The organism is Sphingopyxis sp. USTB-05 (assembly GCF_023822045.1).
Lineage (GTDB): Bacteria > Pseudomonadota > Alphaproteobacteria > Sphingomonadales > Sphingomonadaceae > Sphingopyxis.
The window spans coordinates 3,065,047-3,087,703 of record NZ_CP084712.1; the positions used below are offsets into that span (position 1 = coordinate 3,065,047).

The 22,657-nt window shown below is 64.5% G+C and carries 20 protein-coding genes and 1 pseudogene; 9 read left to right on the forward strand and 12 right to left on the reverse strand.

The window, feature by feature from the left end:
- Positions 1 to 3: 3 nt before the first annotated feature.
- Both KEC45_RS14195 and KEC45_RS14200 read right to left on the reverse strand, forming a co-directional pair.
- On the reverse strand, positions 4 to 927 hold the full coding sequence (locus KEC45_RS14195) for a tyrosine recombinase (protein ID WP_062183514.1): 924 nt from the start codon (positions 925 to 927) through the stop codon (positions 4 to 6).
- Positions 920 to 2,737 carry a hypothetical protein gene (locus KEC45_RS14200; RefSeq protein ID WP_062177639.1) on the reverse strand — a complete coding sequence of 606 codons (1,818 nt, stop codon included), beginning with the start codon at positions 2,735 to 2,737 and terminating at the stop codon, positions 920 to 922. Before KEC45_RS14200 ends, KEC45_RS14195 begins: the two co-directional genes overlap by 8 nt.
- Positions 2,738 to 2,896: 159 nt before the next feature.
- Between KEC45_RS14200 and KEC45_RS14205 the strand changes: the two genes are divergently transcribed.
- The 3 genes from KEC45_RS14205 to KEC45_RS14215 all read left to right on the forward strand — a co-directional run bounded on the left by KEC45_RS14205 (position 2,897) and on the right by KEC45_RS14215 (position 5,107).
- The gene (locus KEC45_RS14205; protein ID WP_083435649.1) at positions 2,897 to 3,487 is read left to right on the forward strand and encodes a shikimate kinase; all 591 of its coding nucleotides are present in this window, start codon (positions 2,897 to 2,899) and stop codon (positions 3,485 to 3,487) included.
- Positions 3,475 to 4,569 carry a 3-dehydroquinate synthase gene (gene aroB / locus KEC45_RS14210; RefSeq protein WP_062177636.1) on the forward strand — a complete coding sequence of 365 codons (1,095 nt, stop codon included), beginning with the start codon at positions 3,475 to 3,477 and terminating at the stop codon, positions 4,567 to 4,569. Before KEC45_RS14205 ends, aroB begins: the two co-directional genes overlap by 13 nt.
- 181 nt (positions 4,570 to 4,750) lie before the next feature.
- Positions 4,751 to 5,107 carry a hypothetical protein gene (locus KEC45_RS14215; RefSeq protein WP_062177633.1) on the forward strand — a complete coding sequence of 119 codons (357 nt, stop codon included), beginning with the start codon at positions 4,751 to 4,753 and terminating at the stop codon, positions 5,105 to 5,107.
- A gap of 978 nt (positions 5,108 to 6,085) precedes the next feature.
- On the opposite strand, the gene nth is transcribed toward KEC45_RS14215, so the two are convergent.
- Positions 6,086 to 6,742 carry an endonuclease III gene (nth, locus tag KEC45_RS14220; RefSeq protein ID WP_062177626.1) on the reverse strand — a complete coding sequence of 219 codons (657 nt, stop codon included), beginning with the start codon at positions 6,740 to 6,742 and terminating at the stop codon, positions 6,086 to 6,088.
- A 5-nt stretch (positions 6,743 to 6,747) separates the two neighbouring features.
- Complete coding sequence (gene dapB / locus KEC45_RS14225; protein WP_062177623.1) at positions 6,748 to 7,476, reverse strand: 4-hydroxy-tetrahydrodipicolinate reductase; 729 nt, start codon at positions 7,474 to 7,476, stop codon at positions 6,748 to 6,750.
- A gap of 124 nt (positions 7,477 to 7,600) precedes the next feature.
- Between dapB and KEC45_RS14230 the strand changes: the two genes are divergently transcribed.
- Positions 7,601 to 8,305, forward strand: coding sequence for an NAD-dependent deacylase (locus KEC45_RS14230; RefSeq protein WP_062177620.1), 705 nt, complete (start codon positions 7,601 to 7,603; stop codon positions 8,303 to 8,305).
- 396 nt (positions 8,306 to 8,701) lie between these two features.
- On the forward strand, positions 8,702 to 8,812 hold the full coding sequence (locus KEC45_RS21985; RefSeq protein WP_368389973.1) for an F-box-like domain-containing protein: 111 nt from the start codon (positions 8,702 to 8,704) through the stop codon (positions 8,810 to 8,812).
- Between the two features lie 104 nt (positions 8,813 to 8,916).
- Here KEC45_RS21985 and KEC45_RS14235 read toward each other — a convergent pair.
- The 4 genes and pseudogenes from KEC45_RS14235 to radA all read right to left on the reverse strand — a co-directional run.
- Positions 8,917 to 10,470, reverse strand: a pseudogene (locus tag KEC45_RS14235) (cation:proton antiporter); the annotation flags it as partial.
- The gene (locus KEC45_RS14240; RefSeq protein WP_062177613.1) at positions 10,467 to 10,895 is read right to left on the reverse strand and encodes an iron-sulfur cluster assembly scaffold protein; all 429 of its coding nucleotides are present in this window, start codon (positions 10,893 to 10,895) and stop codon (positions 10,467 to 10,469) included. The pseudogene KEC45_RS14235 and the gene KEC45_RS14240, both read right to left, overlap by 4 nt.
- Complete coding sequence (locus KEC45_RS14245) at positions 10,892 to 11,437, reverse strand: CvpA family protein (protein WP_083435648.1); 546 nt, start codon at positions 11,435 to 11,437, stop codon at positions 10,892 to 10,894. The genes KEC45_RS14240 and KEC45_RS14245 overlap by 4 nt, the downstream gene beginning before the upstream one ends.
- Positions 11,438 to 11,447: 10 nt before the next feature.
- Positions 11,448 to 12,809 carry a DNA repair protein RadA gene (gene radA, locus KEC45_RS14250; protein WP_062177610.1) on the reverse strand — a complete coding sequence of 454 codons (1,362 nt, stop codon included), beginning with the start codon at positions 12,807 to 12,809 and terminating at the stop codon, positions 11,448 to 11,450.
- A 147-nt stretch (positions 12,810 to 12,956) separates the two neighbouring features.
- Between radA and fsa the strand changes: the two genes are divergently transcribed.
- The 3 genes from fsa (at position 12,957) to KEC45_RS14265 (ending at position 16,072) form a co-directional block, all read left to right on the forward strand.
- Complete coding sequence (fsa, locus tag KEC45_RS14255; RefSeq protein ID WP_062177607.1) at positions 12,957 to 13,607, forward strand: fructose-6-phosphate aldolase; 651 nt, start codon at positions 12,957 to 12,959, stop codon at positions 13,605 to 13,607.
- A gap of 166 nt (positions 13,608 to 13,773) precedes the next feature.
- Entirely contained in the window at positions 13,774 to 14,568 is a 795-nt protein-coding gene (locus KEC45_RS14260; RefSeq protein WP_252171121.1) for an enoyl-CoA hydratase-related protein, read from the forward strand.
- A 1-nt stretch (position 14,569) separates the two neighbouring features.
- Positions 14,570 to 16,072, forward strand: a complete 1,503-nt coding sequence (locus KEC45_RS14265; RefSeq protein WP_062177604.1) for an acetyl-CoA acetyltransferase — start codon at positions 14,570 to 14,572, stop codon at positions 16,070 to 16,072.
- A gap of 3 nt (positions 16,073 to 16,075) precedes the next feature.
- On the opposite strand, the gene KEC45_RS14270 is transcribed toward KEC45_RS14265, so the two are convergent.
- Positions 16,076 to 17,575: an aldehyde dehydrogenase family protein gene (locus KEC45_RS14270; RefSeq protein WP_252171122.1), complete on the reverse strand. Its 1,500-nt coding sequence runs from the start codon at positions 17,573 to 17,575 to the stop codon at positions 16,076 to 16,078.
- A gap of 97 nt (positions 17,576 to 17,672) precedes the next feature.
- Between KEC45_RS14270 and acs the strand changes: the two genes are divergently transcribed.
- A complete protein-coding gene (acs, locus tag KEC45_RS14275) occupies positions 17,673 to 19,637 on the forward strand; it encodes an acetate--CoA ligase (protein ID WP_252171123.1) in 1,965 nt (654 codons plus the stop codon).
- Positions 19,638 to 19,820: 183 nt separating this feature from the next.
- On the opposite strand, the gene KEC45_RS14280 is transcribed toward acs, so the two are convergent.
- From KEC45_RS14280 to KEC45_RS14290, 3 genes are read right to left on the reverse strand one after another with little or no spacing between them, the layout of a single operon-like run.
- Entirely contained in the window at positions 19,821 to 21,023 is a 1,203-nt protein-coding gene (locus tag KEC45_RS14280; protein WP_062177594.1) for a serine hydrolase, read from the reverse strand.
- A gap of 48 nt (positions 21,024 to 21,071) precedes the next feature.
- Entirely contained in the window at positions 21,072 to 21,806 is a 735-nt protein-coding gene (locus KEC45_RS14285) for a peptidase (RefSeq protein WP_062177591.1), read from the reverse strand.
- A gap of 46 nt (positions 21,807 to 21,852) precedes the next feature.
- Positions 21,853 to 22,656: a transglutaminase family protein gene (locus KEC45_RS14290; RefSeq protein WP_062177588.1), complete on the reverse strand. Its 804-nt coding sequence runs from the start codon at positions 22,654 to 22,656 to the stop codon at positions 21,853 to 21,855.
- Position 22,657 lies beyond the last annotated feature (1 nt).

Genomic DNA, 22,657 nt, shown 5'->3' on the forward strand with positions numbered 1-22,657 from the left:
GCGCTAGGACGAAGGCGTCGCAACGTCAACTTCGGGGTGGGTGCCATCCATCCGTGCCAGCGGATGCCGTTTGTTGACCAGTTCGACGAGGCGGCGGCTATCGACATGCGTGTAGATTTCGGTCGTCGCAATATCGGCGTGGCCGAGCATCAATTGCAATGCGCGCAGATCGGCGCCGCCCTCGAGCAGATGCGTGGCGAAAGCGTGACGCAGGACATGCGGGCTGATCGCAGCGGGATCGATCCCTGCGCGCGCCGCCAGTTCGCGCAGCATCTGGAACAGCCGCACGCGCGAGATATGCGCCTTGCCCGACGGAAACAGCCAAGTCGAACCGTCAGCCAGCAACGGCACCCAGCGGTCGAGCGCCTCGCGCGCACGTTCGGACAGAGGAACCAGCCGTTCCTTGTCGCCCTTGCCGCGCACGATCAGATATTCGCGCTCGCCGGCGATGGCGCGGCGCGGCAGCGACACCAGTTCGCTGGCGCGGAGGCCCGAACCATAGAGGAGTTCGAGCAGCAGCAGCATCCGGACGGCGGCTGCGGGCGGCGTTTCGCCTGACGCCTCCTCGCCGGCCTGCTCGAACAGCCGCGCGACATGCGCGTGGGTCAGTATCCGCGGCAGAGGTCGGCGCGTCGCGGGCCGCGCAATGTCGAGCGCCGGATTGTCCGCCCGTTCGCCTTCGCCTTGCAGAAAGGCAAAAAACTGGCGCAGCGCCGACAGCTTGCGCGCCGCGCTGCTTGCTGCAAGCGACTGATAATCAGCCATCAATTTGCGCAGGACCGCCGCGTCGGCGTCAGCCAGCGGGCCCTTTACCCACTCTGCCGCCTGCTCCAGATCGCGGCGATAGGCGGTCAGCGTGTTACGTGACGCTCCGCGCTCGGCCGCCATCATCTCGAGAAAACGGTCGATCAGGACGCCGTCAGACACGCACCAGCGCTTCGGCGGCAATCATCCGCGCTTCCGGCGCAAGGCCCACGTCGCGCAACGCCCGGACGATATAATAGAGATGATAGGGCGGCACTTTCGACCACTCGCCCTGCATCCCCGCCGCCGCGAGAAGCGCCACCATGCCGGGTTCGCGCCGTTCGGCGGCCGCCATGATCGCCCGCGACCAGCGCGTCTGCTTGCCCAGATCGACCTCAAGGTCGCTCGCCGCCGATGCCGCCGCGCTCGTGTCGAGCCGCCCCAGGCCGGCGAGGCCCGCAAGCAGGAATTTCGATCGCAGTGCGTCGGCGCTGTCGTCGTCGCCCGCGAACTGACCGACAGCGCCGGCGCTCATGCCTGTCAGCGGTCGCGGCGATCCCACCGCGAGCACGCCCCACGCGCGGCTGCCGACCGAAACGGTCGGGACCCATGCGACGGCATTTTCGTCATATCCGCCAGCCAGCATCGATCCCAGGAGCTGCCAGGGATCGCCGCCGACGTCGGTATTCACAGGCAAGGCGGCTGCGGCGCGTGCGGTTGCGACCATCGCCGCATAACGGCCGGTCGGATTGGCATCGGCGCCCCAAAGACGCTCCATTGCCGCATAGCGATCGGCACCGGTTGCCAAACGAAAGGCTGCGCGCAGTTGCTCGGTCTGCGCGGTGACCGCCTCGGCGGGTTCCTCTTCGCTCGCAGCGGCGCTCAGCAACGATACATAGGCCTCGCTCGACAGCACGCCGCGCGCGGCGGCTTCGGGCGCTGCGGCGATGCGGCTCGCCATATCGGTCATCGGCGCCAGGACCGTCCAGCTCTTGATATTGGGCGCCGCCGATGTGCGCAGCGCCTCGGGCACCGGAATCGCGGTCGCCGTCGCCATGCCAAAGCGCCAACTGGTCAGTCGGTCGATATTATTCCATTCGATCGTTGTCGAACGGCGGCCGGCGCCCGTCGCGCCCAGCACACGCTCGGCCAGCAATATGTCGAAGTTCGATATCCTGCCGCTCGACCGCACGCGGCCGATCGCCCAGCCCGCAGGCCCGGCTTCGCCCGACAGCCCCGAACAGATCGCCGACGACAGGCGCCAGGCCTGCTCGTCACCATGCGCAAGGCCCGCGGGAACATAGGGACACATGCCCGCCGGGTCGGCGTTGGCAAGATAGGTCTGCTGTGCCGCGGCGACCAGGCGCGGGCTCGCGCGGTCATAGTCGACCGACTGGACGATCCGGCGCGCCGTGATCGATTCGCCCATGCGCAGCAGCAACGAAGCACGGTCGGCGGCAAGGTCGGCACCGTTGATCGTCTCGGGCGTGTCGATCGCCGACGCGAGCGAGCGGCGGAGCAATATCTGGCCCCAGCGCGAGGCAAGCTGGCCATTCGTCTTGCGCATGATTGCAGCGGCATATTGCCCGCGTACGCCAAAGGCATCGGGAGCCAGCCCGCCCGTTTCGGGCGTCAGCGGCCCGATCCGGGTGAGCAGACGGCGCGCGCCCGGCGGCAGGTCATATTTCAATCCGCCTGCTTCGGCTTCTTCGCCTTCCTCACCCTCTTCGCCATCTTCGGCGGGTGCACTGACGCTCGAAGCCCCGATCGTCGGCGCGACGGGCGGTGGGGTGCTGCCATTTGCGGGCGCCGAACTCGGCGTCGGGGTTGCGGTCGGCGATGGCGTCGGGGCTGGGCGCGGCGCGGGCGTCTCGGCGGGGTTGCCAAAGCCCTCGGGCAACAAGGATTCCTGCGCGAGCGCGGGCAGGACCAGCACGGCTGCGAGCGCGGTGCCCGAAAGGCCCAACGTCAGCGAGAGCGTTTTCATCTTCATCGCACTTCGCTTTCGGGCGCAACACGCCGGGGCGGCGCGCTTGGGGCAATCTCGTCGGTCACATCCACCTCAATCATTCGCGGCTCGATCGGCCGGTCTTTTCGCCGCAGGCAGTAAAGCATTGTCCCGCGCGGCACGGGCGGTATAGCCGCGCGGACCATGTCGCGAAACCCGAAAAGCCCGGGCCCCGTTTCTTCGGGCGCCGTCCCCGCGTCGATCCGCGACCGGTCGATCGTGCTCGTCGGGCTGATGGGGTCGGGAAAGTCGACGATCGGCCGCCGCCTCGCGCAACGCCTGGGCATGCGCTTCGCCGATGCCGACGACGAAATAGAGCGCGCGGCGGGCATGACGATATCCGATATTTTCGCGCGTTTTGGCGAGGCGCATTTTCGCGACGGCGAACGCCGCGTGATTTCGCGCCTGCTGGGCGAAAAGCCGATGGTGCTCGCGACGGGCGGTGGCGCGTTCGTCAATGAAGAGACGCGCACCCTGATCCTCCGCGACAGCCTGTGCATCTGGCTCGACGCCGATATCCCGACATTAGTCGAGCGCGTCGGCCGCCGCAGCCACCGCCCGCTGCTCAGGAACCGCGATCCTGGCGAAGTGCTGCGCGAACTGGCGGCGGTCCGCAATCCCATCTATGCCGAAGCGCATCTTCGCATCAGTTCGGCAAGCACGCCGCACGACCATACGGTGCGCGCGATCCTGGAGGCCCTGTCAAAGTGGGAAAATCCGAAATGGAAAGCCTGACCGTTGACCTCGGCAGCCGCAGCTACCCGATATTGATCGGCGACGGACTGATCCGCGAGATCGGCGCGCATGTCGCACCGCTGCTGAAACGCCCGCGCACGATGATCGTCACCGACAGCCATGTCGCGGACCATTATCTGATCCCGCTCGGCACGTCGCTGGCGATGGAGAATATCTCTTTCTCCTCCTTCGTCCTCGAACCGGGTGAAGGAACGAAAAGCTGGGCCGGGCTCGCGCGGCTGACCGAATGGCTGATCGGTGAAGGGGTGGAGCGCGGCGATCATGTCATCGCTCTGGGCGGCGGCGTGATCGGCGACCTCGTCGGATTCGCCTGCTCGATCGTAAAGCGCGGCTGCAATTTCATCCAGGTGCCGACCACCTTGCTGGCGCAGGTCGACAGCAGCGTCGGCGGCAAGACCGCGATCAACGTGCCCGCGGGCAAGAACCTCATCGGTGCCTTCCATCAGCCCGCCTTGGTCGTGATCGACCCGACAACGCTCGAAACGCTGCCGCGCCGCGAACTCGGCGCGGGCTATGCCGAGGTCGTCAAATATGGCCTGATCGACGACGCCGATTTCTTCGCATGGTGCGAAAACCATGGCGCGGCGCTGCTCGCGGGCGACAGCGCGGCACGCCACAAGGCGATTGCGCACAGCGTCGCGGCCAAGGCGCGGATCGTCGCTGCCGACGAGCGCGAGACGCAGGATATTCGCGCGCTGCTCAACCTCGGACACAGCTTCGGCCACGCGCTCGAGGCTGAAACGGGCTATTCGGACCGGCTGCTCCATGGCGAAGCCGTCGCGGCGGGCATGGTGCTCGCGCATCAATTCTCTGCCGCGAACGGTCTTTGCACCGCCGCAGACGCCGAACGCGTGCGCGCGCATCTGGCAAGCGTCGACCTTCCGCACAGCCTTGCCAGCGCCGGAGTCAACACCGATGGCGCGACCCTCGCCGGCCATATGGCGCATGACAAAAAGGTCCGCGGCGGCAAGCTGCCGCTGATCCTGACCCGCGGCATTGGGCAGAGCTTCGTCACCGAGGACTACGGCCTCGATGCGGTGGCGGCATTCCTCGACCGCTGAAGGGGGCGCAGCGAGAGTCAGGTCGGTCAAGCGAACGTACACTTTCGACCGGAAGTCGCCATTTGCGCAGCCATGGTCGATGTCGCGTATGGGCGCCCAACCGCACGGCGCAGCCATCGTGTGAAAGGGGTTTTTAGTTTAGTTTGGCTAGCGCAGTAATCGACATTGCAGGTGAAACGAAGTGAAGCTGCCATTTATCGTTGGGACTGCGCTGATGATGACGGGTTGTCAGGTCTCCGAACCGGAGCGGCCTCGCTTTATCCCAATAGCCTCCCTTTCAAACGAGCAGCTCTGGAGCGTCGGGGTTCGGTATGGCGCCATTCAGGAACTCATGTGCGAGAACATCGCGCGGCCCGATGCCGAGCGGTTGCTGGATCAGCGCTATGGGGCGCAAGAGCGTCGCATTGCTGAGCGCCTAGGCGAGAAGACGGCAGAGGAAATTATTCTCACTCTGCCGCCATGCTCTTTTTTTCGCGGAGCCACGGATCGCTACGCGGACAGCCTACGCGAGCTGGGAAAGCGTCTTACGATGTTTTAACCGGGTTACGGACCGCTGCCTCTAAGCCCCCGCCCCGCTGCCCTTGCGGGTTTCGCTATTACGGCGGGAATCGACCGGTTGCTGCCGTTGCAGGTGTGTGCCCCGCCGAAGGCCGGGGTCCAGAGCGCAACGAGCAGAGGTCGGCTCTCTGAAGCCCTGGGCCCCGGCCTTCGCCGGGGTGCGCAAATGGGAAACGACCGGTTGCCGACCAATCCTTTTTCGTCACCCCGGACTTGATCCGGGGTCCCGCTTGAAATCGAAGTCAGTCAGCGCGCCAAAAAGCGGGATCCCGGGTCAAGCCCGGGATGACGAGAGCGAAGAAACGACCGGACACTAACGACGGTATTGTGTGCCCCGGCGAAGGCCGGGGTCCAGGGCGGCGATCCGCACAGCTCGGCTTTCCAGAGCCCTGGGCCCCGGCCTTCGCCGGGGTACAACATAGTAGCAAACGTCCGCTCACCACCCCAAAACAGACATCACCTTCAAAATAGGTCTTTCCTACATTATCCGGCTATGCCAGCCTTCATCCGGCTCTTTCATTCGGTGAACAAAAAGGTGGTCGCTGCCCGAATTGCGGGTGCGACCATGATCGGACGTGCCGCGCACATCCAGCACCCCGCGACTTGCAAATCGGGGCGCTCATAGGGCTGAACTTTCCTGAACTTTGGAATATTGCGCGGCCCTTGCGCCGATCCGATCCGGATACAGCCGGGCGAAGTTCCGCGCTTCGCTTTGGCGGCGGACATCAGGATGCGTTCGACAATGGCGTCAAACTCTTCCCTGCCCATCGGGTGGAGCGAATCGTAGCTGGTGACGCTGTCCGGCCACCGTCCATGCCCCTCGCCCGACAAATATAGCTGCCGGCTACGGTCTCGACCTCTTTGGCGGTTGAGCGATCGCTGCCTATGAAACGAGGCTGATGCATGACCGACGTCTATCGAAGCCAATATCCTCTATCCCCCCAAGCCGTCGTCTCCGTCACGCCGCCTTTTTTGCTTTCGGCGCCGGCGTCTTGGGCTTGTAACGGCAGAGGTCGTCGACCGGACACCGCCAGCATTCGGGGGTGCGCGCCTTGCAGATATAGCGGCCGTGGAGGATCAGCCAGTGATGCGCGCCGACGCGGAAGGGCGCGGGCGTGTTTTTTTCGAGCTGCTTTTCGACCGCAAGAACCGTCTTGCCCGGCGCAAGACCCGTGCGATTTCCGACGCGGAAGATATGGGTGTCGACCGCGAAGGTCTCGGCCCCGAAGGCACAGTTCATCACGACATTGGCGGTCTTGCGCCCGACGCCGGGCAACTCGACCAGCGTGTCGCGGTCGGCGGGCACCTCACCGTGAAACTCGCGGACGAGGATTTCGCTGAGCGCGATGACATTCTTTGCCTTGCCGTTGAACAGCCCGATCGTCTTGATGTGCTGCTTCAGCCCCTCCTCGCCAAGGTCGAGCATTTGCTGGGGGGTCTTTACCTCCTGAAACAGTTTCCGCGTCGCCTTGTTCACGCCGACATCGGTCGCCTGCGCCGACAGCACGACCGCGACGAGCAACTGATACGTGTTGTCGAACTCCAGCTCGGTCTCCGGACTTGGGTTAAGCTCGGCAAGCCGACGATAAAATTCGAAGATATCGGCCTTTTTCATGGCGGTCAGTTCAGCCCCAGCACCTGCGGCATCGTATAACGCTCGGGCTTCTGGTTCATCAGCCACAGCGCCGCTCGCACCGCGCCGCGCGCGAAGATCATGCGATTCTCGGCGCGGTGCGATAGGGTGATCACCTCTTCGTCGCCTGCGAAAATCACGTCATGGTCGCCCGCGACCGTGCCGCCGCGCAGGCTTGCGAAGCCGATATTGCCGCGCCCGCGCGCGCCGGTGAGGCCATCGCGGCCGCGTTCGGAGGCGGTGTCGAGATCGATCCCGCGCCCTTCGGCCGCAGCTTGCCCCAACAGCAGCGCGGTGCCGCTCGGCGCGTCGACCTTCATCCGGTGGTGCATCTCGACGACCTCGATATCCCAACCGGCGTCGAGCCGCGTCGCCGCCTCGCGCACCAGATGCGCAAGCAGGGTGACGCCCAGCGACGTATTGCCCGTCTGAAGCACCGCGATGTCCTTCGCAGCATCGTCGATCAGCCAATGGTGGCGCTCCTCGAGCCCGGTCGTACCGATGACGATCGGGGTTTTCGCGGCAACGCAGGCGTCGAGCGTCGCCTCAAGCCCGGCTGGCGAAGAGAAATCGACGAGCACGTCGGCATCGCTGGCGAGCTTCAGGACGTTGCCGCCCTTGTCGACGCCGATATGCTGCTGCCCCGCCTCGGATATCGCGGCCGCGAGCGCCACGCCCATCCGGCCTTCGCTGCCGATAATCCCGATGCTGGTCATGATGCGTCCCCTTGCTTTCGCTCCCCCTTAGCCGTTCGTGTCGAGCGAAGTCGAGATGCCCGTCGGCCAGACATGCCATCAGCGTGTCTCGACTTCGCTCGACACGAAGGGATAGATAGGAGGGATGAGCAGCATACAGAATATCGTCATCCTGACCGGCGCCGGCGTTTCGGCCGAAAGCGGCATCGATACCTTTCGCGATGGCGGCGGCCTGTGGGAACAGCATCGTGTCGAAGACGTGGCGACGCCCGAAGCGTTCGCGCGCGATCCCGACCTTGTCCTCCGTTTCTATGACATGCGGCGCGAAGCCATCCAGACGAAGGCGCCCAATGCCGCACACAAGGCGCTCGCACGGCTCGATGCCGAGTGGTCGGGCGAGCTGCTGATCGTCACGCAAAATGTCGACGATCTCCACGAGCGGGCGGGGGCGAAGCGGCTGATCCATATGCACGGCGAACATCTGAACGCCTGGTGCACCGGATGCGACACACGCGTGCCTTGGACGGGCCCGCTGCTTGACCGGCCGGCGTGTCCGGCGTGCGGCGCGGTCGGCCTGCTCCGGCCCGACATCGTGTGGTTCGGCGAGATGCCGTATCGGATGGAGGATATTTATCGTGCGCTGAACCGCGCCGACCTGTTCGTCTCGATCGGCACGTCGGGTGCCGTCTATCCCGCCGCGGGTTTTGTGCGCGAGGCGCGCGCATCGGGCGCGCGTACGCTTGAACTCAATATGGAACCAAGCCAGGGCAGTTACTGGTTCGACGAGACGCGCCAGGGCCCGGCGACGCAGCTTGTGCCCGAATGGGTCGAGCAAATGCTGGGCAATTAGGTCCTCCGCGCACAAGGCAGAGGCGGCGGGGGGGCACGGAGGCGGCGACTGGACGTTGTCGATAGAGACGTGCACCAAGGCGAAAGCCGGGGGACACAGAATTGCAACGCCATCTATGCGCTTTTTCGCATTGCCCCCCACTTTCGCTGGCGTGCACATAGGAACTGCTAACGGCAGCGCGTCAGACCCAAGCCGACGCCCCTTCCCCGCACGTCCTTTCCGCTAACCAGCTGCCTGCGATTTCCGCCGGCCTGATGACGCGGCAATCAGCCCTCGGTCTTCAGGCCCATCGCCTCATCTTCTTCGCGCGCGGCTTTCGCTTCCAGCCGTTTGCGGCGGAATTTTTCGAGCACACTGTCGGCCTCGCGCCCGCCGCCCGGTTTGAAGCGATGATCCATGCCCGCCGAAATATCGCCCTCGTCGATCTGCGCCTGCAGTCGCGTCTCGTCGAGATGGCGGAGCGTCGCCTCGACATCTTCCATCTCGCGCGGGTCGACGTCGAGATAGCGCAGCGCCGTGAGACCCATCGCGACCGAGCTTTCAAAGACCTCGCGAACAACCCCGTCGACCCCTGCCCCGTCGATCGCCAGCAATTGGCGCCGGTCGAACACGCGCATCAGGACTTTCGCGTTGGGAAAGGCGTCGACCACCGGTTTCAATGCCGCGGCATCAACCGATGAGTCGTCGATGCAAAAGATGATCAGCCGCGCCTCGTCGGCGCCCGCGCGGCGGAGTAGATCGACGCGTAGCCCGTCGCCGAAATAGACTTTGGTATCGAATCGACTCGACAGCTCGATCTGGCTCGGTTTTTTGTCGATCAGCGTCACCGAACAGGCAACACCGTGCAGCATCTGCGACACGATTTGGCCGAACCGCCCATAGCCAACGACAATCGCCGACCCGCGCGGCGCTCCGGCGGGATCGTCGAGGTCGGCGGGCTCCGCTGCCGGCGAAAACTCCAGATTGCGCGCGAAGAGCATCAGGAATGGCGTCGTCACCATCGACAGCGTCACGACAGCACTGAACAGGCTCGCCGCCTCGGGCTGGATCAGCAGCGCGTCGGCCGCTTGCGTGAAAAGCAGAAAGCCGAACTCGCCGCCCTGGCTGAGGAGCAGTCCGAGCCCGAGCGCGACCGGCCAGGGTTTGCCGAACAGTTTCACGATCAACGTGAGCACGACGACCTTTACCGCAACAAGGCCGAGCGCCAGCCCGACGACAAGCAGCGGACGCTCCAGCACCGCACCGACGTCGAGCACCATGCCGACCGCGAGGAAGAAGAGACCGAGCAGAATGAGGCGAAAGGGTTCGACGTCCGACTCGATCTCATGCCGATAGGGCGAGTCGGCGAGCATCACGCCCGCGATGAACGCACCGAGCGCGGTCGACAGGTGCAGGCTGTGCATCAGCGCCGCGCTCGCCAGGATGGTGAGCAGCCCGACGACGACGAACAATTCGCGCTCGCCATAGCGGCCGATAATCCGGAGCAGCGGATTCACGATGAAGCGGCCGGCAAGGACGAGAACGACGATCGCCCAAAGCGTAAAGAAGGCCATCTGCCATCCCGGGGGTGCCGACGGATCCGCGGGCGCGCGCGACAATACCGCGACGATGGTGATCATCGGAACGATCGCCAGATCCTGGAACAACAGGATCGAAAACGCCTTTTCGCCAAAGGGCGAATTGATCCGCCCCGAACTCTTCAGACCCGGCAACACCTGCGCGGTCGACGACAGTGCGAGCGGCAGTCCCAGCGCGAGCGAGGCCGCGGGGCTGAACCCCAGCGTCAGGTGGATGAGCCCGGTGAGGACCAGCCCGGTCACCACCACCTGCATCAAGCCCAACCCGAAGATAGCGCGCCGCATGTCCCACAGCCGGCGCGGCGACAGTTCGAGCCCGACGAGGAAGAGCAGAAAAGCGATGCCGAGTTCGGCAAAGGCGAGTTTCGATTCGCCGCCGCCGACAAGTCCCAACCCGTGCGGGCCGACGACCGCCCCCGCGATCAGATAACCGAGCACCGCACCGAGGCCGAGGCGGCGAAAGATCAGCACGAACAGGGTCGCGACGCCAAGCAGAATCGCGCCTTCGACCAGCGCCGTGTCGGTCGCGGTTTCCCCCACTTTCTCGGCCGCTTCCGCAGCAGCAGCGGTGAGCGCGAGCAAGGTCATGCCGCGGCGGCCTGTTCCTCGAGCGCCGCGATGGCGGCATCGAAGGGGAGCAGGATCGCACCGTGACGCGCGGGATAGCCCTGCGCTGCCGCAAGCAGGTCGAAACCCGGCCAGTCGGGCCGATCGCTCTCACCGGCGAACCAGCCCGCAATGCAATCGCGCGCGGCGCGCAGTTCGGCGAGCCCGAGTCCCGGCGCGTGACGTGCCAGCAGCGTTGCCGACGCCTGCCCCAGCGCGCACGCCTCCACATGCATGCCGATGCGCGTCACCCGGCCCGCATCGTCGGCATCGAGGTCGAGGATAATCGCGCTGCCGCACAGCGGCGCCCGCTTGCTCACGCGGTAGCGCGCATCGGCGATCGGCAGATATTCCGACGTTGCGACGGCAAGCGCCAAAATGTCGCGATTATAGAGCGGTGCGCTCATGACTTGTCGGCCTTGGCAGCTTCCGTCTCGGCTTCGCGCGCTTGCGCGCGGCGCTCCGCGATCACTTTGCTCATCGCGCTACTTGTCGCATTGAGCGCCGGATAGGTCCGGCTGTCAGTCATCCATGCCGGACGCTGTGCATTGCCATATCCGATGTCATAGAGAAGCGTCACGAGCATGAAGCCGATCGACGCGATCAACAGGCCTTTCACCGCACCGAATCCCGCGCCGAGCCCACGATCGAACCCGCCGACGAGCGACGCGCGGCTGCGCTGTCCCATCGCGCGCGATCCCCATTTGGCGAACGCAAACACGCCGCCAAACAAGAGAACGAAGGCCAGCGCCGCCGCACCACCCTCAGTCCCAACCCATCCCGTCAGCAGGTCGGTGACGAGCGGGTGAAAGAAACGTACCGCCGCGATCGCAAGTATCCATGCGAGCAGCGTCGTCACCTCCTGCACAAGGCCGCGCGAAAAACCGAGCACCGCGCCGCCGCCAACAAGCGTCAGCACGAGGATATCCAGAGCCGTCAAACTTCCCATTCGCCGTGCGCTAATCGCGCCCGAGCATCAGGTCAACGAGTTCGCCGAGCCGGCCAAAACCGGTAACCGAAATCCCGCCCACCGCTTTCATCCCCTTAGGCCCCCAGCCGCGCGAGAAACCGAGCTTCGCCGCCTCGCGCAACCGCAGCCCGTCGTGCGAAACCTGCCGAACCTCGCCCGACAGCGACAATTCGCCGAATACGATTGCGTCGGCGGGCACCGGCCGTTCACTAAATGCGGAAATCAGCGCCGCCGCGACGGCAAGGTCGGCGGCGGGATCGGTAAGCCGATAACCGCCTGCGATGTTGAGATAGACTTCGGCAGCGCCCATCTGGAGTCCGCAGCGCGCCTCCAGCACCGCGAGCACCATCGCCAGCCGCCCGCTGTCCCAGCCCACAACGGCACGCCGAGGTGTCGCGCCACTCGCCAAGCGGACGGTCAACGCCTGCACCTCGACGAGCACGGGGCGCGTGCCTTCCAGCGCGGGGAATACGACCGATCCCGGCACATCGCGGCTGCGGTCGGTCAGGAACAGGCTAGACGGGTTGCTCACCTCGCCCAATCCCTCCTCGCCCATCGCAAACACGCCAATCTCGTCGGTACCGCCGAAGCGGTTCTTCACGGCGCGAAGGATGCGATACTGATGGCTGCGCTCGCCCTCGAACGCCAGCACCGTGTCGACCATATGTTCGAGCACGCGCGGCCCCGCGATCGTTCCGTCCTTCGTCACATGGCCGACGAGCACGATCGCGGTATCGCTGTCCTTGGCATAGCGGATCAGTTCCTGGGCGCTCGCGCGGACCTGGCTCACCGTGCCGGGGGCGCTGTCGATCAGGTCGCTGTGCATCGTCTGGATCGAATCGATCACGACAAAATCGGCATCGCGCCCATCAAGCGTCGCCAATATATCGCGCACCGACGTTGCACTCGCGAGCGCGACCGGCGCATTGCCTAGCCCAAGCCGCTGCGCGCGGAGACGCACCTGCGCCGCGGCTTCCTCGCCGCTGATATAGACGACTGACTTGCCCGCTTTCGCCAGTCGCCCCGCGGCCTGCAGCAGCAAGGTCGATTTGCCGATACCCGGATCGCCCCCGATCAGCGTCGCCGATCCCGCGACGAAACCGCCACCGAGCGCCCGGTCGAATTCTGCGATGCCGCATAGCATCCGATCGGGCATCTTGCTGTCGGCATCGAGCGTTTCGAGCGCGAGCGTCCGACCGCCGCGGCTCAAATCATGCTTCGCCGAAAAGACGGTTTCGGCCGCCTCTTCGACAAGCGTGTTCCATTCGCCGCAATCGGCGCACTGACCCTGCCAGCGATAGGTGGCGGAACCGCAATTCTGGCAGACATATTGACGCTTCGCTTTGGCCATGCCGTGTCGCATAATCGGAACAAAGATGGAACGCCAGTCCTTTCCCTCTGGGGCCACGAAGAAGGGGCGGCGACGGTTCATTTTACGCGCATGTTGCTCTAGGGGAGCAGCAACGCCCGAATCACCTTCCCGCAGGAAAGCCCCATCATGAAATTCTTCGCCGACACCGCCGAAATCGCCGACATCCAGGAACTCGCCGCGACGGGCCTGCTCGACGGCGTCACGACCAATCCGTCGCTGATCGCCAAGTCGGGTCGCGACTTCAAGGAAGTGACGAAGGAAATCTGCGCGCTGACCGACGGCCCGGTGTCGGCCGAAGTCGTCGCGCTCGATCATGCGACGATGATGAAGGAGGCCGAAATCCTCCGCAAGATCGCACCCAACGTGTGCATCAAGGTGCCGCTGACGATCGACGGGCTCAAGACGTGCAAGGCGCTGACCAGCGACGGCACGATGGTCAATGTCACGCTCTGCTTCTCGGCGGCGCAAGCGCTGCTCGCCGCCAAGGCCGGTGCGACTTTCGTTTCGCCCTTCGTGGGTCGTCACGACGACAATGGCTTCGACGGAATGCAGCTCATCTCCGACATCCGGCTGATCTATGACAATTACGGCTATGAAACCGAGATCCTCGTCGCGAGCGTACGCCACGGCATCCATGTGCTTGAGGCCGCAAAGATCGGCGCCGATGTGATGACCGCGCCGCCGTCGGTGATCAAGGGACTGTTCAAGCACATCCTGACCGAAAAGGGCATCGAAGGCTTCCTCGCCGACTGGGCGAAGACCGGCCAGTCGATCTGAGGCCATCGCCTCACGATATTTTCGTCACCCCGGCGAAGACCGGGGTGACGATGTTTGGTGTGTCAACTCGCGCCCTTTCCAGTTGACGTAAACGTTAACGTCGGCCGATAGTTTTTCCCGACAGCCGGATTCGCGCCCTCGCGCGTCCGGCACAGGGAGAGACATGATGACCGACACCACCATCCTCACCGAACGCCGCGGCCATGTGTTGATCGTCACGATCAACCGGCCCGAGGCGCGCAATGCCGTGAACGCGGCGGTTCATGTCGGCATCGGCACTGCTCTCGAAACCGCCGAGAATGACCCCGAAATCCGCGCCGTCGTGATCACCGGCGCCGGCGACAAAAGCTTTTGCGCGGGCGCGGACCTCGTCGCGCTATCGCGCGGTGAGAGCCTCTATCCGTCGGACCAGGCGCAACAGGCGTGGGGTTTTGCGGGCATGGTTTCGCACCCGATTTCGAAACCGATCATCGCTGCAGTCAACGGCTTTGCGTTCGGCGGCGGCTGCGAGATCGCGCTGATGAGCGACATCATTATCGCCGCCGACCATGCGCAATTCGGCCTGCCCGAAGTCAAGGTCGGACTGTTCGCGGCCGCGGGCGGTGCCTTCCGCCTTGCGCAGCAGCTCCCGCGCAAACTCGCGATGGAATATATGCTCACCGGTGATCCGATCCCCGCTGCGCGGGCCGCCGAGTTCGGGCTGGTCAACCATGTCGTCCCGCTGGCCGATCTTATGCCGACCGCGCTCGCTCTTGCCGAAAAAATCGCCGGCAACGCGCCGCTGTCGGTTCAGGCGTCGAAGCGCGTCGCACTCGGCATCGATCAGGGCCGTATCGCCGCTGATGCACCCTATTGGGAACATAACACGCGCGAGCGTTCGGTCCTGATGCGCAGCGAAGACGCACGCGAGGGCCCGCTTGCCTTTGCACAGAAGCGCAAGCCCGAGTGGAAGGCGCGCTGACATGACGATGATCGATCCTGAGCGCATTCCCGTCATCATCGGCGTCGGACAGGTGAACGACCGCCCCGACGACCCCGATCGTGGCCTCGACTCGCTCGGGCTGATGGTTGCCGCGCTCAAGGTCGCTGCCGAAGACGCTGGCGTTTCACTCGCCGAGATCGACAGCCTCGCGATCGTCGACCAGATTAGTTTCCACAGCCTCGGCAAGTTGCCCGAACCGCTCGCCGCCGCCATCGGCGCGACCCCATCGATCAATTACCAATCGGCCGCCCCGCACGGCGACACGCCGGTGCGCCTGCTCAACGAGGCTGCGAACCGCATCGGCGCGGGCGAGGTCAAATTGGCGGCGGTGGTCGGCGCAGAGGCGCTGCGCACCGCTGCGGGTCGCGTCGCCAAGGCCGCGAGCGGCGAAGACAAAAGCTATAATGCGATCCGCCAGGTCGCGACACGGCGCGAGCCCAATTACGCGCAAAAGCACGGGCTCGCCGCGCCGGTTGATGTCTATCCGCTCTATGAGAACGCCACGCGCGCCGCGTGGGGCGAAAGCCTTGCCGAGGCGCAGGCCGAAAGTGCCGAAATCTGGTCGCGCTTCTCCGAAGTCGCGGCTGCAAACGACGGCGCCTGGATCAGGAAGCCCGCCTCACCCGCGGACATCCTGCGCGTCGACGAGCGCAACCGTCCGATCGCTTTTCCCTATTCGAAGCTGATGGTCGCCAATTCGTCGGTCAATCAGGGTGCGGGCTTTCTCGTCGCGAGCCTCGCCGAGGCCCGCCGTCGGGGCGTTCCCGACGATCGCCTGATCTATGTCGGCATGGGCGCAGCGGCGAAGGAGCCAGCGAGTATCCTGCACCGCGATCGTTATGACGGCAGTGTCAGCATGGAAACGTCGATTACCCGCACGCTCGACCTCAACGGTATGACGGTCGACGATTTCGACTTCGTCGAACTTTATAGCTGCTTTCCCTGTGTACCCAAAATGGCGCGACGCACGCTTGGCTGGCCGGTCGACAAACCTGCTACGGTGTTCGGCGGCCTGACCTTCGGCGGCGGGCCGATCGCCAATTATATGAGTCACGCGATCGTCTCGATGGTCGACAGGCTGCGAAGCGAAGGCCGCTATGGCTTCCTCTTCGCCAACGGCGGTTTCGCGACCGACAATCATTGCATTGTGCTGGGCAACCAGCCCATCGCCGCGGCAATCTTCCCGCAGGATTTCGACTATCAGGCGGAAGCGGAAGCGAAGCGCGGCCCCGTGCCCGAACTTGTCGAGGATTATGCAGGGCCGGCAACCGTCGAAAGCTACACTGTCTTCTACAGCCGCGACGGCGCGCCAAAGGCTGGCGTGGTCGCTGCGCGGACGCCCGACGGCAAGCGGACGTTGGCGCATGTCGACGTCGGCGACGCGGCGATGCTTGCATTTTTGACCGACGGCGCGGTCGAGCCGGTCGGCACGGCAGGACAAATCGTCGCGCTCGACGAGGGCTTCGGCTGGCGGGCAGCCTGACCGCTACAGGTCGAAACTGACCCCCTGCGCCAGCGGCAACGCATCGGAGTAATTCACCGTGTTCGTCGCTCGCCGCATATAGGCTTTCCAACTGTCCGAGCCCGACTCGCGTCCGCCGCCAGTGTCCTTCTCGCCGCCGAAAGCGCCACCGATCTCTGCACCGCTCGTCCCGAGATTGACGTTGGCGATCCCGCAGTCGCTCATGACAAGGAATTGCTCGGCTTCGCGCATGTCGGTCGTGAAAACCGCCGACGACAGCCCGGCGGCAACGTCGTTGTGCAAAGCCATCACCGCATCGAGATCATCATAGCGCATGATGTAGAGGATGGGCGCGAAGGTTTCCTCGAGCACCGGCCCGACTTGCCCCGGCATTTCGACGAGCGCCGGTTTCACATAGAAGCTTTCGCCGTCGCCGATCCGCTCCCCACCATAGACGACACCGCCTGCGGCGCGCGCGGCGTCCAGCGCATCCTGCATCATCTCATAGGCCGCGCGGTCGATCAGCGGCCCGACGAGCACATCGCCTTCCAACGGATTGCCAACACCGACGCTGGCATAAGCCGTCTTCAGCTTGGCGACGAAACCGTCGTAGATACTGTCATGCAAAAACAGGCGCCGGGTCGTCGTGCAGCGCTGGCCCGCGGTCCCCATCGCACCGAAGGCGACGCCCCGCAGCGCAAGGTCGAGATCCGCCGAAGGCGTGACGATCACGCCATTATTGCCTCCGAGTTCCAGGATGGCACGCGCGAAGCGTCCGGCCAATCGTGGCGCCACCGCGCGGCCCATGCGCGTCGACCCCGTCGCCGACACCAGCGCGACGCGCTTGTCGTCGACCAACGCCTCTCCCGCCTCACGCTCACCGATCAGTATCTGCGCGAGCCCTTGCGGTGCGTCGCCGAACCGCCGCGCCGCGCGGTCGAAAATCGCTTGCGTCGCTAATGCGGTCAGCGGCGTCTTTTCCGACGGCTTCCATACCACGCTGTTGCCGCACACCAGCGCCACAGCGGCGTTCCAGGCCCATACCGCAACGGGAAAGTTGAACGCCGAAATCACGCCGACGACGCCCAGCGGGTGCCACACCTCCATCATCCGATGCCCCGGCCGCTCGGTCGCGATGGTAAGACCATAGAGCTGCCGCGACAGCCCGACCGCAAAGTCGCAGATGTCGATCATCTCCTGCACCTCGCCGGCGCCCTCGGAGGGGATCTTGCCCGCCTCTATCGTCACCAGCTTCGCAAGATCGTCTTTCGCGGCGCGCAATTCCTCGCCCCACAGTCGCACCAGTTCGCCGCGGCGCGGCGCGGGAACCTGGCGCCAGGCGCGAAAGGCAGCACTTGCCCCGTCGAGCGCCTCGTCGATCGCTGCGGCATCCGCGATCCTCACTATGCCGATTTGTTCGCCGGTCAGCGGCGTCACCGCCGGCATCGATCCTTCGGTCCACAGCGCGCGGGCGACGCCCAGCCGATCGAGCAGTCCACCTATCTCCTGGCCCAGTTGAACCATATTCCGTCCCTTCGTAAGCGCGCATGCGCCTTGCAACTTGTGGCTCGCGGGTTATCGCAGCCAGCAAGTGAGTCAAATCGAAAGCGGGAGAATAGCCGTGTCCGACCTGCCCCCCTCCGAACCGCTGGTTCCCGTTCCGGCCGACGCCGCTGCGAATACGCATTGCACCGCCGCCGACTATGACCGTCTCTATGCGCAAAGCATCGCAGACCCCGACGCCTTCTGGGCGGAGCAGGCGAAGCGCGTCGACTGGATCACCGCGCCGACGAAGATCGCCGGTTGGTCCTATGATCCCGTCGAGATCAAATGGTATGAGGACGGCGTCCTCAACCTTTGCCACAACGCCGTCGACCGCCATGTTGCGGCGGGCCATGGCAGCCGCACCGCGATCATCTTCGAACCCGACGCCCCCGACGGCGAGACGCGGACGATCAGCTATGCCGCGCTGCTCGCCGACGTCGTCCGCTTCGCCAACACGCTCAAGAAAATGGGCGTCCAAAAGGGCGACCGCGTCACCATCTATATGCCGATGATCCCCGAAGGAGCGGTCGCGATGCTTGCCTGCGCGCGCATCGGCGCGGTGCACAGCGTCGTCTTTGGCGGCTTTTCGCCCGAGGCGATCCATGGCCGGATCGAGGATTGCGCGAGCGACTGGGTGATCTGCGCCGACGAAGGGCTGCGCGGCGGCAAGGTGGTTCCGCTGAAAGCCAATGTCGACAAGGCATTGGAGCGCGTCGAGGTCAAAGCAGTGCTGGTGATCGCCCACACCGGCGGCAACGTCGCGATGAAAGAAGGCCGCGACCATTGGTACGACGCGCTGTCTGCCGATGTCGGCGACACCTGCCCGTGCGAGCCGATGAACGCCGAAGATCCGCTCTTCATCCTCTACACCTCGGGATCGACCGGCAAGCCCAAGGGCGTGCTGCACACCGTCGGCGGCTATTCGGTGTGGACCGCCAGCACCTTCTATTATGGCTTCGACTATCGCCCCGGCGAAATCTTCTGGTGCAGCGCCGACATCGGCTGGGTCACCGGCCACAGCTATGTCGTCTATGGCCCGCTCCAGAACGGCGCGACGACTTTGATGTTCGAAGGCGTACCGAACTACCCCGACCACGACCGTTTCTGGCAGGTCGTCGACAAGCACCGCGTCAATATCCTCTACACCGCGCCGACCGCGATCCGCGCGCTGATGCGCGAGGGCGACGATTATGTCACGCGCCACGATTTGAGTTCGCTCCGCCTGCTCGGCAGCGTCGGCGAGCCGATCAATCCCGAGGCGTGGCGCTGGTATCACCAGATCGTCGGCAAAGGACGCGTCCCCGTCGTCGATACCTGGTGGCAGACCGAAACGGGCGGGATCATGATCACCACCCTGCCCGGCGCACACGCAATGCAGCCCGGCAGCGCAGGCAAGCCCTTCTTCGGCATCCGCCCGCAATTGGTCGATGCCGAGGGCGCAGTGCTCGTCGACGAACAGACGGGCGGCGCATCCGAAGGCAATCTGTGCATCACGCATAGCTGGCCTGGTCAGGCGCGCACGATCTACGGCGATCACCAGCGCTTCGCCGAGACCTATTTCTCGACCTACAAGGGCAAATATTTCACCGGCGACGGCTGCCGCCGCGACGCCGACGGTTATTGGCGCATCACCGGCCGCGTCGACGACGTCATCAACGTCTCGGGTCACCGCATGGGCACTGCAGAGGTCGAAAGCGCGCTCGTCCTTCACGACCTCGTCGCCGAGGCCGCGGTCGTCGGCTTCCCGCACGACATCAAGGGTCAGGGCATCTACGCCTATGTGACGCTCAACGCCGGGGTCGAGCCGACCGAGGAGGTCGCCGCCGCGCTCAAGCAACAGGTCCGCAAGGAAATCGGCCCGATCGCGACACCCGACCATATCCATCTGACACCGGGGCTGCCGAAGACGCGTTCGGGCAAGATCATGCGCCGTATCCTGCGCAAGATCGCAGAGAATGACTTCGGATCGCTGGGCGATACTTCGACGCTGGCCGACCCGAGCCTGGTCGACGGGCTGATCGAAGGACGCAAGAACCGCTGAGCGCAGGCGCGCTACGCACCGGCATAGGCCTTATCATGCTTTCGTATGATTGAGCCGAGAGGCAGCAGGCGTCATATCGGAGGCACCCCCGAGTTCCGGCGGCCCCTCCCCCCTCCCTGGCGGCCGGAGCAACAAGGCCCGGAAGGTTACGTACCTTCCGGGCCCTCCCTTTCCGGACTGGCCTTAGCGGTTTGAACCCGCCGCCGCTTCGCACAAGCGATCGGTGGCAAGCGCGATACGCGATTCCGCGGTTTTTCGATTGGCGGCGCTATTCTCGACTCCGCGCGTTTCGGTGTTGAACGCGAGCAGGCTGCCAAGATGTTGGTCGGGACAGAGGCTGAGATAGGCGCGAAAGCCGTTCTGGTCGCCATTATGTCCGACGAACCGCACCGCCGCGCTGCGGTCGATGAAAAAGGATAGCCCGGCCTGCGTTGTCTTCGCCATCCGGCCTTGTGTAAAATCATCGCCAGCCGCGATTTGCGGTGCCCACATCTCCTCGATCGAAGACCGCTTCAGCACTAGGTCATAGTCTGACTGGCGCGCCGGATCGCCGAGCAGAAACGCAGCATATTTCGCCATGTCGGGCATCGGCGCATTGAGCCCGCCATTCGACACCGTCACCCCGGTATCGACATCGAACGGCGCCGCGACCCGCCGACCATCGCGGATATAATAGCTGTGCGACCGATGCGGCAGCAGGTGCGGCGGTGTGCGGTCAAAATAGCTGGCGTGCATGCCGAGCGGCTTCAGGATGTTCTTGTCGATATAGACTTCATAATCCTCGCCCGACAAACGCTCGATGACCTGCCCCAGGTAGACGATGCCAGGATTGGAATAGCCGAAGCGGCTGCCCGGTTTAAACTCCACGCGGGTGTAAGGCAGCATCGCGACCAACTGCGCCCATCCCTTCGGTTCGAACGGCTGCCAATCATGATCACGCCACGGCCAGGTTCCGCTGCGAAAGCCCGCGCTGTGGCTCATCAACTGGCGCAGCGTGATCGCGCCCGTGTCGCCATAGGGGTTATGGACGGCCGCCAGTTCGGGCACATGAAGGACGATTGGGTCGTCGAGCGACAGCAATCCGCGATCGCGCAATTGCAGTATCGCGATCCCCGTCATCGTCTTGGTGATCGAGGCCCAATGATAGATGGTGTCGGCATCGACGGGAATATGGGCATCGGCGTCCTGCTCGCCGAGATGGTCGGCAACGACGGTCCGGCCGTCGCGTATGACATAGAAGCTGCTCCCCGCGATATTCGCCCGGCGCATTTCCGTGCGATGCAACTCCCGGAAATCGCGCAGCGCCGTGTCGAAACCGGCTTCTTCAGCCACGGCCGGCTGGGCAATGGCGGCGACGGTAAGTGCGGCGGCAATCCAGCGCGGCATGGCGATCCCCTCTTGTTCGACAACGAAAGGGACGGTGGCCGAAGGTGATCAGAAATGAAAGTCGGGAAGCTCCGCGAGCGCAATCCCCAACGCCTCGGCCCAGCCGTCGGCGACGCTTTCGAAATAGGGATCGTTGCGCTCGAACCGGCGCTCGCGCACGGTCGAGAAATCGTCGCGCTCATGCACTTTCAGGTCGATGGGCAGATCGACGCCGGCATTGGCGCGGATCGTCGAATCGAACGAGACGCAAAGCAGCTTCACCGCATCCTCGAACGACATCGCCGGATCGTACGACCGCACGATGATCGGCCGGCCATATTTCGTCTCACCGATCTGGAAGAAGGGATTGTCTTCGCCCGCCTCGATGAAATTGCCTTCGGGATAGATCAGGAACAGCCGCGGTTCCGATCCCTTGATCTGCCCGCCCACGATCAGCGAGGCCCGGAACAGTGAATCCGCCGCAGATTGGCCCTCGTCATTGTGGCGCATCACGATGTGGCGCAGCGTTTCGCCGATGATCGTCGCAACCGCGAACATCGACGGCGCGGCCAGGATCGAGGGATGACGTTCCTCGGGCGCCTTGGTGCGCTCGTCGAGCAGGCTTACCACTGCCTGCGTCGTCGCCAGATTGCCCGCCGACATCAATGTTATCACGCGCTCGCCGGGCACGTGCCAGCTACGCATTTTGCGGACCTGCGAGATGTCGTCGACACCCGCGTTGGTGCGGGTGTCCGACATGAACACCAGCCCCTTGTTCAAACGCATGCCAACGCAATAAGTCATCGAATCCTGTTTTCCCCGCCCGGAAAGTCCTGATCGTCCCGCCCGCTTATTGCTGGACCTGCAATTGGACAACCAGATTTTCTTGCGCTGCACCATAGCGCATGCCGCGAACCGGGGCGGCGTCGCGATAATCGAGGCCGGTCGCGACACGAATATAGCGCTGGTCGGGTGAGTGGCCGTTGCTCACGTCGAAACCGATCCAGCCTATATGCTCGAAATACGCCTCGGCCCAGCCGTGGGTTGCATCCTGATCCGTCCGGTCGTTCATCATCAGATAGCCGGAGACGTAGCGTGCCGGATGCCCGAGGTGACGCATCGCGGCGATAAAGATATGCGCATGATCCTGACACACGCCGCCCTCGCCGGCGAGCGCCTGCTCGGCGGTCGTCTCGGCATCGGTGACGCCGATCCGGTAGGGAAGCTTCGCCAGGGTCAGCGCCGAAAGCGCATGTGCGCGTTCGATCTCGTTCGCAAAATCGCGGCCGAGCTCGGCGGTCAGCGAACGCACTGCGCGCCCCGCGCGCGTCAGCGGCGTCGGACGGAGGAAGGTCCAGAGCGGCATTGCGCCGCGATGCGGCCCGATCACCCCGTCCCACGTCACCAGTTCGACCTCGCCGGTGCAGCGAATGAGCAGTTCCGGCGCGCCGCTATGGACCGAGACGAGGTCGACGCCATTGCCATGATGATCGGTGTAGTGAAGCTGCTGAGTCCCGCCCTCGATCTCGATCGACCAATTGTGGATCAGTTGCTGCCCCGGGCGCTCCTTCGGCGTCAGCTTCAATTGCTGGAGCGCATATGCGACATGGCCGTCGAAATTATAGTGCGTGCTATGTTCGACACGAAGACGCATG

Bases quoted from the DNA above. Each gene is read 5' to 3' on its own strand.
- KEC45_RS14200 (WP_062177639.1), bottom strand. From the start codon at position 2,737: ATGAAGATGAAAACGCTCTCGCTGACGTTGGGCCTTTCGGGCACCGCG.
- KEC45_RS14205 (WP_083435649.1), top strand. From the start codon at position 2,897: ATGTCGCGAAACCCGAAAAGCCCGGGCCCCGTTTCTTCGGGCGCCGTC.
- aroB (WP_062177636.1), top strand. From the start codon at position 3,475: ATGGAAAGCCTGACCGTTGACCTCGGCAGCCGCAGCTACCCGATATTG.
- nth (WP_062177626.1), bottom strand. From the start codon at position 6,742: ATGAAAAAGGCCGATATCTTCGAATTTTATCGTCGGCTTGCCGAGCTT.
- dapB (WP_062177623.1), bottom strand. From the start codon at position 7,476: ATGACCAGCATCGGGATTATCGGCAGCGAAGGCCGGATGGGCGTGGCG.
- KEC45_RS14230 (WP_062177620.1), top strand. From the start codon at position 7,601: ATGAGCAGCATACAGAATATCGTCATCCTGACCGGCGCCGGCGTTTCG.
- KEC45_RS21985 (WP_368389973.1), top strand. From the start codon at position 8,702: ATGCCCGCCGAAATATCGCCCTCGTCGATCTGCGCCTGCAGTCGCGTC.
- KEC45_RS14240 (WP_062177613.1), bottom strand. From the start codon at position 10,895: ATGAGCGCACCGCTCTATAATCGCGACATTTTGGCGCTTGCCGTCGCA.
- KEC45_RS14245 (WP_083435648.1), bottom strand. From the start codon at position 11,437: ATGGGAAGTTTGACGGCTCTGGATATCCTCGTGCTGACGCTTGTTGGC.
- radA (WP_062177610.1), bottom strand. From the start codon at position 12,809: ATGGCCAAAGCGAAGCGTCAATATGTCTGCCAGAATTGCGGTTCCGCC.
- fsa (WP_062177607.1), top strand. From the start codon at position 12,957: ATGAAATTCTTCGCCGACACCGCCGAAATCGCCGACATCCAGGAACTC.
- KEC45_RS14260 (WP_252171121.1), top strand. From the start codon at position 13,774: ATGACCGACACCACCATCCTCACCGAACGCCGCGGCCATGTGTTGATC.
- KEC45_RS14265 (WP_062177604.1), top strand. From the start codon at position 14,570: ATGACGATGATCGATCCTGAGCGCATTCCCGTCATCATCGGCGTCGGA.
- KEC45_RS14270 (WP_252171122.1), bottom strand. From the start codon at position 17,575: ATGGTTCAACTGGGCCAGGAGATAGGTGGACTGCTCGATCGGCTGGGC.
- KEC45_RS14280 (WP_062177594.1), bottom strand. From the start codon at position 21,023: ATGCCGCGCTGGATTGCCGCCGCACTTACCGTCGCCGCCATTGCCCAG.
- KEC45_RS14285 (WP_062177591.1), bottom strand. From the start codon at position 21,806: ATGACTTATTGCGTTGGCATGCGTTTGAACAAGGGGCTGGTGTTCATG.
- KEC45_RS14290 (WP_062177588.1), bottom strand. From the start codon at position 22,656: ATGCGTCTTCGTGTCGAACATAGCACGCACTATAATTTCGACGGCCAT.